Consider the following 557-nt stretch of genomic DNA (forward strand, 5'->3'; position numbering starts at 1 on the left):
GTCCGCCTGTGCCTTCTCCAACTCCGGCCAATACTTCGCCAGCGCGTCGCCGGCCAGGTCGTAAGACTTCTTCAGCTTCTTGAGGTTCTTCGGAACGTCCTCGAACTCGGACGTGAACGCCTCGGCCGACTTCCCCGCCCACCGCAGCATCGCGTCCTCACCCGCCATGCCCTTGATGTCCCGCAGCGCGTCACCCACGTCATCGGCAAAGGCATGCAGCTTCCGCGCCAACTGCTTGACCTGCTCCGGATCACCCGGAACCGGATCCCCGTCCAGGTCAAGGACATGCCAATCCGATGGGCGATACGCCACAACTTCCCCCGTAGACCCGTAGACAAGTCAATACATCAACACCCCGCGAGCGTCCCCGCGACGATCGAATCTACCCCGGCCCACTGCCAGTTCGTACGGCGGCGCGGTCAGCAGCCGTGCCCCGCGGTGCGGCCGGCGAGCGTCCGGCCGCCGCCGACGGCGGCTACCTGGCGAATACCCGCCCAATTGGTTAGGTTGCCCTCTCTTCGTCCGATCCCCACAAGGTGAGTGGCAGCCGTGCGGCA

The 557-nt window shown here is 65.5% G+C and carries 1 protein-coding gene; it reads right to left on the reverse strand.

Features of this window, described 5'->3' with window-relative positions; translation table 11 throughout:
* Positions 1-312: putative T7SS-secreted protein (locus GCU69_RS06810; protein ID WP_170315790.1), on the reverse strand; the 312-nt coding region annotated here is incomplete at its 3' end.
* Positions 313-557 lie beyond the last annotated feature (245 nt).

It is taken from the genome of Streptomyces lycii, assembly GCF_009735685.1.
GTDB classification, from domain to species: domain Bacteria; phylum Actinomycetota; class Actinomycetes; order Streptomycetales; family Streptomycetaceae; genus Streptomyces; species Streptomyces lycii.